Origin of the sequence: Staphylococcus sp. EG-SA-14 (genome assembly GCF_017151935.1) — a bacterium.
Classification (GTDB): Bacteria; Bacillota; Bacilli; order Staphylococcales; family Staphylococcaceae; genus Staphylococcus; species Staphylococcus aureus.
In genome coordinates this window covers 70,955-82,817 of the sequence record NZ_JACVZM010000011.1, presented here as the reverse complement: position 1 = coordinate 82,817, position 11,863 = coordinate 70,955, and the positions used below count along the sequence as shown (strand labels likewise).

Here is an 11,863-nt window from a genome sequence, read left to right as displayed (position 1 = left end):
TATAAGGAAAATAGCAGCTCAACGAGCTGTACATTATAAAATACATATCAAAAAAGCTGATTTCTATCAAATAATTAATAGAAATCAGCTTTTTTACATTGCCTAAGAACTTAATGTCCCAAGCCCTTTTTTACATTGCCTAAGAACTTAATGTCCCAGTCCTTTTTTTATGTTTAAACATTTTTAGAATCAAAAAAGACATAAGGTCTTGGACTAATAATTGTCCATGCCTTATGTCATATACTATATGTCTTATCAATTAGCCAATACCGAATAATTTTGATATAGGCCCTAACGGTAGAATGACACCTAATACCATTGTGATGATAATTAATGCCATTGTTATCCAAAACATTTTGTGACTTTGTTCATGTCTCTTTCTTTTAGCAATCGACACTTCCATCAATCCAACTACTGCAACACCACACAGCATTTTCAATGTAAGCAACATATGATTTGCCCCGCCATTCATAAATGACTGAATTAATATCCAAAATCCTGAAATTAACGTCAACAGCATAAATAAGCGTAAAATCATGTGCAACGGTTTGAAAAATGGTGATCCGCCTTGATTTTTTGAAATGTTTAAGTATGTAGCGATAAATAAAATAATCGCTAATACCCAACTTAATATATGTAAATGTAACATACTGATTCCCCCCACTTTAATTATTTATATTATTAAATTAAAGCTTCTTGGGATTAATACCCACTTGCTTGTAATTTAATCATGATTTGATTATACACGAATATATATTCTACCACACTTCTATATTTGAGAGGAAGAACATGACATTTTATTCCTTATTAGAATATTGTGAATCTGCTGTAAAATAATCAACTACTTCTTAATATCAATATTTCACTTTCATCTCAAAATGGTAACATTATAAATAATTTATCTTTAACACCTTTTTAGAAAAGCAAGAAAAAACTAACCAATCTATATAAAGACTGGTTAGCTTTTTAAATGATAATTATTTAGCGATATAAGTTGTCAGCGTTCCAATATTATCAATAGTCACTTTAACTTCATCACCTGGTTGTAAAAATTTAGGTGGTTGCATACCTGCACCAACGCCTGCTGGTGTACCAGTTGCAATAATATCTCCCGGATGTAGTGCAACATATTTTGAAATTTCTTCTATTAATTCATCAATTTTAAGAATCATTTCGCCAGTGTTACCATCTTGTCTAATTTCATTGTTAACTTTTGTAACAATATTTACATTTTCAGGTAATGGTAGTTCGTCTTTAGTAACGATATAAGGACCCATTGGGCAACCGCCAGTTAAACTTTTTGATAAAAATGCTTGATCTTGTTCACTTTGTGCTTTGCGATCAGTGATATCGTTAATAATTGTATAGCCGTAAACATAATCTAAAGCTAATGCTTTTGGAATCTTTTCACCAGACTTACCAATAACAATACCTAATTCACCTTCATAATCTAATTGATCAGTAATATCTTTATGATTTGGAATTGTTGCATTATCTCCTGTTAAAGATGACGCTGCTTTTGTAAATACATATAATTTTTCTACTTCATGATTTAATTCGTTCGCATGATCTTTGTAATTTCTACCAAAAGCAATCACATTATTCGGAGGTGTTACTGGTGGTAAGAATTCAATGTCATTAAATGAAATTTTATAGTCTTCAGCTTTGCCGCTATCTTCTGCTGCTACAACTGCTTTACGTACTTGTTCTTGAAAATCTAAAGTATGATTTTGTTGTAAACCAGCTAACAATGTTTTAGGATGGAAATCTCCTTCTGCAAAGTCAGCAAATACTTGTGTTAAATCCCATACAGCATCTTCGCGTTTTACTTTAACGCCATATGAAGTTTTGTCATTATACTTGAATGATAAGAATTTCATTCATTCTCAACTCCTCATCTTTATCTTAATTCACATTATAACTTTTTTCGTTATCAAATAACAAATAAATAAGTAAGACAATTTTGAAAATGAGTTATGTTCATTCTGCTACAAGGGCTTTGCACTTAATCGAAATTATTTTTTATTCTTTTGAAAATCAAAATACTACAGTTGCAATGTACCAAATTTGAAGAAGTATAAATAACCTTTAACTTCTTTATTAAGAATCGTTTGAAGCGTATTTTGATAATATTTCATCTGTATCTTATATTTATTTTTTAATTGTGTACCAATTTCTTCATCTGTCATCCCACGACGACGATTAAATGCATCGGTTTTATAGTCTACAAAATAATGCACACCGTCTTTAACAAAGATCAAGTCAATCATACCTTGAATAATTGAGACGTCTTCGTCTCCTTGTGGCAATTGGTCAACTAATGCTTGGTTAACTACAAACGGTAATTCACGATAAACTTGCTCTGCTTCAGCAATAATCGAATATAACTCACTATTGATAAATGTCATTATTTCATCCATACGGATATCTTTTTTCGCATCTGCTTCGATAATATGTTTATCGATTAATCCATCGATATACTGATGTAACTCAACTTCAGATATGCGCTCTTTTTTGAATGGTAAATGTTGCATCACTGTATGCATTAACGTACCAATTTCATTCGCTTTTCGTTTACCTTGTTCACTTAGAAATTTAGGTCGTTCATACGTTGAAAAACCGATACGATATTGCCTTACTCGTTCGTAACTTGTGCCACTTTCTTCTGTTTCATATTGTCTTTTCAATTCAGAAACAGATTGTTTTGAGGGCTTTTTAGTATCATTTACATATGGATATCGATAATCAAGTTGGTGTTTAATTTGTGCTTTAACATCTTCATTACCATTTTGCATAGTTTCTAATTGATTAACCGAACGATATTCATCATTATCTAAAATGGTTTCTGTAGACACATCTTCAAAGTACACAATTGAAATATTTACATTCGGACGACTACTATCTTCAATTTGTGCTATATCTTTTTCAAATTTTAAATCATCTGGAATTGACGCAGATTGATGTTTAGATAAAATACTATAAATAAGATGGAACGGATTTGGTGAAGTTAATCGTTCATTGACAGCAATGTGCTCACCAGAAATAGACAATTGCTCTAGTTCTAGTAATGATTTATCATTTTTCACTCTACCAATTAAATAAAGTTGTTCTTTCGCTCTTGTTAATGCTACATAGACTAATCGCATTTCTTCTGACACAAGTTCTTTTTCGGCAACAGCTCTATATGCAACCGAAGCTAAAGATGGAAATGCCATTTCTTTATCCACATCAAAATAATCCATTCCGAGACCAAATTGCTGATTTAAAATAACTGGTTGTTTCAAATCACGTTTATTAAAATCTTTTGACAATCCAGAATAAATGACAAATGGAAACTCTAGACCTTTACTACTATGAATTGTCATCATTCTAACGACATTATCGTTTGGACCAACTACATTTTCCTCACCAAAATCTTTGCCTCTTTCAATCAATTCATCGATAAAACGAATAAATTGATATAAACCTCTAAAACTTGAATTCTCAAACTCGATAGCTTTATTAAATAAACCATAAAGATTTGCACGTCGTCCACGTCCACCAATAAGTCCACTAAAGTATTGAATAACATAATGATCATTATAAAATTTATCAATTAACTGATACACCGGATGATCTTTACTATATTGTTGGTAACTTTGAATATCTGATAAAAACATTTTTAATTTATCAACTAAAATTGCATCTGCTGCTTCGTCATTAATGTAATTTACAATCGATTGATAGAAGTAGTCATCATTTGGACTCAATATTCTAATTTGAGCTAATTCGTCTTCTTTGAACTGATATATAACGGAGCGCATTAACCCAACTAAATAAATATCTTGTAATGGATTATCTATCGCTCTTAAAAATGATAATACTAAGCGGACTTCTGTTTGTTCAAAGTAACCTTCACGACTATTCACATGGAATGGAATATCTTCATTTTTAAAGGCTTGTTGTAAATTGCGAGCTTGTCCAAAGCTGCGTTCTAGAATAACGATATCCTTGTATGTCGCACTTCTATAGCTTCCTGTTTTCATATCATAAACTTTTTGATGTTCTAAGATATCTTTAACTTGTTCTACTATAAAATGCGCTTCTTGTTCACTACCAGTTAAATCACTATGTTCTTGATCCGCTTCAACAAGGACTTTTAAGTTTACTGGATGGTCCGATTCATCATATGGTGCACCATAATACAACTGTGCCGCTTCATCATATTTTACTTCACCGACTTGTTCATCCATCATATGTTTGAATATATAGTTAGTCGTTGACAGTACTTCTTTTCGAGAACGGAAGTTTTGCGACAAATCAATTCGACGTCCAGTGCCATCTCCATCTATAGTAAAGCGTTGATACTTTTCAATAAATAAACTTGGATCAGCTTGTCTAAATTTATAAATGGATTGCTTAACATCTCCAACCATAAATAAATTACCATTATGTTCATCACCCGTTTTGATGCAAGATAGTATTTTCTCTTGAACTCGGTTCGTATCTTGATACTCATCGACCAATATTTCTTGGAAGTGTTGACGGTATGATTCGGCAATTTCTGAAGGCGAACCATCCTCATTAGTTAAAATTTGTAATGCAAAATGTTCATAATCAGAAAAATCCAAAATATTTTTGCTACGCTTTTTTCGATTGAATTCTGACATAACATCTTTCACAATACGCGCAAGGTACTTTACTCGTGGCGCCAATTGTTGCATATCAGCTTTCAAATCATCAGCTTCTCTTGAAAAGTAATCACTCTTCACTTTATCAATTAATGATTTATATTTTTTATACTGAAGTTTAGCATCTTCTAAGGCATCGACCATCATTTCATTTGCTTCTTTAATTTTCGCTGTTACATTAGGCAAACGCGCGCCAAATTCGTGACCAGTTAAATAAGGTATATCAATAAAGCCACCTTCTAAAACACGCCCCATTAAACGTCGTTCATCTTCTATAACAGCTAAATGTTTATCGACGCTATCCATCATACTAAACAAATCATACGCCTTATTTAAAGCATCATAAGCAGCTGTGATAAATACTTTAGATAAGTCTGTTAGTAGTTGAATAAGTTGCGCTTGTTGTGCTTCTTCTTCGTATGGTGTCACCAATTGATCCAACCAATTTGTAGGATTTGGATTTGCAACGCTAAAGAAATACAATTGTTTAATAATCATTCGAAACTGATCATCACTTCTATCTGAAGACAATTGCTCTGTTAATTCAATAAAAGCAGGATCAAGGATATCGTAATGTTGTTCTATGACCTCATCTATCGTTTGTTCTAATAATAAAATATTTTCAGCTTCACTGCTTGTTCTAAAGTTCGGGTCAATATTTAATACATCATAATGCTGTTGAATTAATTTCAAGCAAAAACTATGGAGTGTAGATATTTGTGCTTGATGAATTTTGATGCGTTGGTTTTTCAAGTGTGCATTTGCAGGATCAGCAATCGATGCCTCTTGAATACGTTGGTCTACACGATGCTTCATTTCACGTGCGCTTAAGTTTGTAAACGTTACGACTAAAAGTCGATCGACATCAATGCCATCACGTAAAATCTTTTGGATAATACGCTCAACTAGTACAGCTGTTTTACCTGAACCTGCCGCGGCTGCAACAAGTACATCTTGTCCAGTTGCGTAAATACTTTGCCATTGCGCGTCAGTCCAAATCACGCCTTGTGGTTTCTCTGGAATTGTCATCTATTGCTCACCCCCAAATTCATCATTAATGTTAATATTTTGAATTGCTTCAATTGGATTTATTGTTTCATCTACAGTTCGATATCGCTTACTATCAATCATGCCATCTACATGACATACCGATTGATAACTACAAAAAGCACATGGCAATTTTTGTTTGTACTTTAATGGTGCAACTTCAGTATGTCCATCCATAATATTTGAAGCTGTTTCTATAAAATTCTCTTTGTTATGTTGGATGAATTTATAAATCGTTGCTTCATCTGCCACTTGGCTGCCTCGTTTACTCAAAGAGCCATCTTTATTCAAACCAACTGGTACAATATCTGAAGTGAATTTAGGTTCTAAACGAATATCCAATGCATCAATAACAGTTTGGTCTGCATTAACTAAACCACTCAACTTAAACTTTTTAATTAAATCTTGTTCTAGTTTATCTTCATCAATATCAGACCATGATTTAAATTTAATTCTAGGTTCATGTACATGGAAGTATAATAATCCACCTGGTTTCACAATATCTGTTAATCCAAGGCGTTGTTTATTTTGTAAAACGATATCCATGTATGTCATCATTTGCATTTGCATACCATAATATACTTTCGTTAAATCAAGTGTCGCACTACCTTCAGAGGATTTATAGTCAATGATATTAACAAAACTTGTATCATTCTTTGTATACGTATCGATACGGTCAATTTGCCCTCTAATATTAATTGGAATACCTTGAGTTGTCGTTAATGTTTGTGCAATTAATTCGTCATTTGTTCTTGGTTTCCTTCTAAAACTTGTCTCAAAATGTTTTGGCATAAACTTTGAATACGTGCCTTGATATTTTAATGCGCTTAGTGTTGTTTCTACAATAGCGCCAATGCGTCTTGATAAATAACGATAGTAAGCTGAAGAATTTAATAAATTAAACTGAACTTTAGGTAAAATTTCTTCCAATGCTTCATTCGTTAATTGTCTTATTTTTTTCAGGTCTAATTGTTTAAAATCGCCATTAATACGTTCAGATATATATTTTAAAACAGAATGGAAAATATCACCTAAATCAAAGTTTTGAAGTTCATACTTCGTTCGCTCATTTAGTTTCAGACCATGTGACGCATAGTGTTTAAATGGGCATTGTTGATAACCTTCAAAACGGGATACACTGGCATTGATTTCCTTACCATATAAATCTTTAGACAACGTTTCACCTAATTTTACAGTTTCATTGTCAAACGTTAATGCTGACATTAAATAATCTAAACCTTGATTTAAATGATCGCTATCTCTAATTACTTGATAAGCATCTAACCAACTATCAGCCACAATTTCATCATATAACCAAGCACGCAATGCTTCAAATAATGTAATTTTGGTTTGCTTAGCATGTTGCATTAGTGACAATGGGTTAACTTCATGGTATTGAGGAATGTTAGTAATTTCCAATTGGTTGAACAATGATTGAATTTGATTTAAAAATGGGCTGATCTCCTTATCATCACCACTTGATCCCATTAGACTGTAAGAAAATGTAACATCTCCCTTAGCTCTAGTCATAGCAACATAACAAACAAATGCTTCATCCATCTGTAAAATATCTGATGTTGGACTTAACTCGACATTAGCCTGCTGTTCAAAGTATTTCTTTTCTTCATCTGTAATCAAGCTTGACGCAGTTACTGGTTGTGGCATCGTACCATCATTCATTCCAACTAAGTAAACATGTTGCTTATTGTCGACTTTAGCCAAATCCATCGTACCAATACTAACTTGGTCCAATGTTTGCGGAATCATAACAAATTCTAATTGTTCTAAACCAATATCAAATACTTCTAAAAAACGTTCCATCGACATTGGTTCATCTCCAAATACTAGAACTAAGTCGTCAAGGATTTGAATTAAGCCATTCCATATTTGATCAATTTCCTCCGCCTTTTCATGATTACCATTTAAATCAAGTTCATCTCGCTCTGTCATCAATTGATTTGGCAGTTCGAAATATTCCATACTTTCATAAAAAGCAGTTGCAAAGTCTTTTACAGTTTCCGCTTGTGACATTTGCTTTTCAAAATGTAAAATTTTATCAATGACATCTTTCTTTAACTTAACGACTTGTTCAAATGTGTTACGCTCATCTTCGGTCAGTTTATGCGCTTTACGCCCCATTTTGCTAAAATGTTCGACATTAAATAGCTCATCATCTAACCAACGTTTACCGTATATACCACGTTCAAGTACAAAATTTTCAAGTAAATCAACTAAGTATGCACTTTTTAGATATGATGCCGTTAACACATCAGTCTTCAATAAGCGTAGCATTGGATTCACTTGCCAATTAGATTGAATAACTTCAATCAATGAACGAATCATTTCCATGACCGGATGATGTGTCATCGAACGCTTTGTATCAATGTTATAAGGAATATTATAAAGCGGTAATATGGAATCAAATAAATAAGCATAAGACTCGTCACGATATAAAATTGCAATATCTTGATATCGTAATTGCTTATCACGAATATCAACGATGATACGTCGCGCAATTTCATTTATTTCCTCTCTCATAGTCGCAGATTCTAAAATATTGATATGACCTTGACATGCCACTCGATTGATTTGAAGTGCATCAAATTCTTGTTCAAGATGCTTTAAATCTTGATTATTGAAGCGATATAATTGCTTGAAATATTGACGTTCAATAGAAATATTGAGTTCATTTGCTATTTCTTCAATATGTCGTAACACTTCCGATGGTTTTCTAAATAAACTAAATTGATCGTGGTTACCATCTGTCGTCAATATAATTGTGACACTCTTCGCATATTTAATTAATCCTTTGATTATTAAATACTCAATCGTTGAAAAGTTGTGAAAACCATCAATATATATATCAGCACGTTTTAGCCACTCTGATTTCGGCATACAATCAATAAAATATTGTAATGAATCCTCACCCGTAATAAACTCGTTTTGAATGCGTTGTTCGAACTCACGGTATATTAAAGCAATATCCTCTAACTTATTTTTAGTTCGAGTTTGCATATTTTTATCAGCAATAAAGTGTTCTAAATGTTCAGGCGTTACTGCATATTTTTTAAAATCTTGAATTTGTTCTGTTAATTTTTCACTAAACCCATAATATTTTGCTTGTGATTGATAAAGTTTTAAATACTTTTGTTGTTCTTGAACAATGTTATAAATCATCATTTCCGTTGCAGCTTTAGATAACTTTTGTTCGCTATAACTACCAACTTCTTGGAAAATACGATGACTTAATCGTTCAAAATGCAACACTTCTGTTCTTAAACTACCATTTAATTCCGGATCATTGACAAAGGCTTGTTCTAATTGAAATGTACTTTGAGTTGGCGCAATTAAAATGATTGGATCTCCAAGCGGATCTGCTTTCATTTTTTGTTTTATTTCGGTCAACATTTTCGTAGACTTACCTGTTCCCGCTCTACCTAAATAAGCATGTAATGTCATGACAAACCCTCACTTCCTTTGACACATATTTTAACACAAAGTGATTGTGATTGATTTATTATAAGTTCATTTCGAACTTAGCTTTTATTGTGGTACTAACAAAATAAAACATCGTTTATCAGTATTAAAACCGACAAACGATGTTGTATTTGTTTCATATTAATTTTTAGTATTTTCAGGATTGAAATTATGTTTAAATTCACTAAATGGCCAGAATCTAAATGAAACTTTACCAACAATTTGGTCTTCATCAATGAGGCCAAACGCACGGCTATCTTTACTTACTTCACGATTATCTCCAAGCACTAAATATTTACCTTTTGGAATGACATTTGATTTAGGATTCGCATTCGGTAAATCTTTAACTTGGAAAGTCCCAGTAATGTAATCACCTTGTTTATGTTTTAAATTGTAGTTTAAATATGGTTCATCTTGTTTTTTACCATTGACATATAATGTATCATTTTTATATTCTACTTTATCGCCAGGAACACCGATGACACGTTTAACATAGTCATCATTTTTGTTTGCATGGAAGACAACTACATTACCTTTTTCCAAACCACCTGTTTTATATCCAATAATGTTTACAGCTACTCGCTCGCCATCTTTCAAAGTTGGATCCATTGATTCACCTTTAATCGTATATGGTGTAACAATAAATTTACCTACTATAAATAAAATGACAAAAGCGACTGCAATTGAAATAATCCATTCCAATAATTCTTTTTTCAATTTTGACACCTCTTTTTAAGATTTGAACTGAATCGTCCATTTTGAAAAAGGATAATATCTCAAACTTATATTACCAATAATATCCTTTTTATCAATTAAACCAAATTGTCTTGAATCATGCTGATTGTTATCATGATCATTTAGCACAACAAAATTGTTAGGCGGTATAATATCTCCATCTAATTCTTTAAAATTGCGCAAACTAAAATCTTTAATTTTTCTGTTCTTGGCATAAGATGCGTCAACCGGTCGGTCATCACGGTATAATTGTCCCTGACGAAACGCCATTGATTGACCAGGTTTGGCAATAATTCGACTAGTATATATCTCGTTACCACGCCTATATGTAATGATATCACCATTATTCAATTGATTAAATGTAACTTTAATTTTATTTACAATAACACGATCCCCTTTGTTAAGGGTTGGTGACATATCATTATTCGGAATGACATGACCAACTATTGCAAAAGTTTGTACGAACAGTACAATGATAATAGCAAGTATCAATGAAATCAAATATTTTACAACTTTTTTCACGATGTCACTCCTTTTTCGACCCCATAAAATGCTGTTCTAACTTTTTTCCAACAATCCAAAATACAATCAACACAACTAACATTAATATCCCTCTTAAAGGATGCGTTAAAATTGTAGTAATTTCCTTTCCTAAATAACCTAAAATAATTGTTGAAACTAACTTTGATGATGCCAAAACAATGAAATAATATTTAGGTCTAATATGAGATAGACTCGCTACAAAATTTATTAATGTATTTGGCGTAAAAGGAAAACAAAGTAAAATAAACAATGGGATTAATCCTTGGCGATCAATAAAACTAATCAAGCGTTGAACAGCAGTACGTTGTTTAATTCGCTGCATCCTCTCATTGTTCACCAATCGTTTACAGATCAAATAGACTGTAAATGTTCCAGAAATTAATCCAAGCCAACTAATCAATATACCTAAAATAGGTCCATAGGCTTGAATATTAATTAAAATATAGAGTGCTAATGGAAATACTGGAATAATCGCTCTTATATATAACAATATGAATCCAGGTAAATAACCAAACTGTCGAAATATCTCAAACCATTCTTCTACTTGATGAAACGACAAATCATCAATCCCTTTCTTTGGCTGAAGATAATTATTCTTACATTATAAAGTTAATTACTAAGTAAAGAAACATTAACATGTAATCATGCTAATAAATCAGTCTCTAGTAGTATAACAATATTATTGTATGGCAGATATTATTTTATCTTTAATTTTCTCTTAACATTCTTCGTCTTAAGTATTTGTCTAAACGTAGGAACGAGCCTAGGACCTTTATATATATCAGACACTTACTGACGTTGACTACTTGCATTTTATATTTTAAAATTTCTCAATGCTTTTCTAATCCATTGCCCATCCATTACTTAAATTTGTTAAGTTTAACATAAGCCCAACAAATAAAAGCCAATAACAATATGCCACTAAAAACAAAAATATTTATATTCATTTTTAACGTTACATTAGTATTTAATAACCCATTAAACCAAACAACTGCTGTTAATATTATTAATACTATCTGTATTTTTCTATATAAACTTTCCAACATAAACTTCTTTTTAAAGTTTCTTTTACAGTGTAAATTATAGGTGCTAATTAAATATCACAAAACTTACCATCACTTCGAACAAGTAATATAATTAATCTCTTTCATCACTATTTATTTAATATACACTTCGATGTACAATGTTTATTTTTTATGCTTTTCATTTATAGAAATTATCATCGTCAACAAAACACTAAAAACAGCAATTATTAAAAACAAACTTGTATTCATACTAACCGCCTCCTATAAATATAGTTAACTAATAATAAATACATGTAACTTAATTCTATACCAATCAAAATGTTTAATAATATAAAAAGACAACTTCTATTTAAATAACTCTAAATA

The 11,863-nt window shown here is 31.6% G+C and carries 7 protein-coding genes; all 7 read right to left on the bottom strand.

The window, feature by feature from the left end; all coding sequences use genetic code 11:
* Positions 1-259 precede the first annotated feature (259 nt).
* Positions 260-649, bottom strand: coding sequence for a YisL family protein (locus IDG63_RS08255; protein WP_000902805.1), 390 nt, complete (start codon positions 647-649; stop codon positions 260-262).
* A gap of 328 nt (positions 650-977) precedes the next feature.
* Positions 978-1,880, bottom strand: coding sequence for a fumarylacetoacetate hydrolase family protein (locus tag IDG63_RS08250; RefSeq protein WP_000670752.1), 903 nt, complete (start codon positions 1,878-1,880; stop codon positions 978-980).
* 165 nt (positions 1,881-2,045) lie between these two features.
* Positions 2,046-5,699, bottom strand: coding sequence for a helicase-exonuclease AddAB subunit AddA (gene addA / locus IDG63_RS08245; RefSeq protein WP_000154930.1), 3,654 nt, complete (start codon positions 5,697-5,699; stop codon positions 2,046-2,048).
* A complete protein-coding gene (addB, locus tag IDG63_RS08240; RefSeq protein ID WP_000172339.1) occupies positions 5,700-9,176 on the bottom strand; it encodes a helicase-exonuclease AddAB subunit AddB in 3,477 nt (1,158 codons plus the stop codon).
* A 159-nt stretch (positions 9,177-9,335) separates the two neighbouring features.
* Positions 9,336-9,911, bottom strand: coding sequence for a signal peptidase I (lepB, locus tag IDG63_RS08235; RefSeq protein ID WP_000711896.1), 576 nt, complete (start codon positions 9,909-9,911; stop codon positions 9,336-9,338).
* 15 nt (positions 9,912-9,926) lie between these two features.
* Complete coding sequence (gene lepB, locus IDG63_RS08230; RefSeq protein WP_000758203.1) at positions 9,927-10,451, bottom strand: signal peptidase I; 525 nt, start codon at positions 10,449-10,451, stop codon at positions 9,927-9,929.
* 4 nt (positions 10,452-10,455) lie between these two features.
* Positions 10,456-11,031: a TVP38/TMEM64 family protein gene (locus tag IDG63_RS08225; RefSeq protein WP_000007961.1), complete on the bottom strand. Its 576-nt coding sequence runs from the start codon at positions 11,029-11,031 to the stop codon at positions 10,456-10,458.
* Positions 11,032-11,863: the final 832 nt, after the last annotated feature.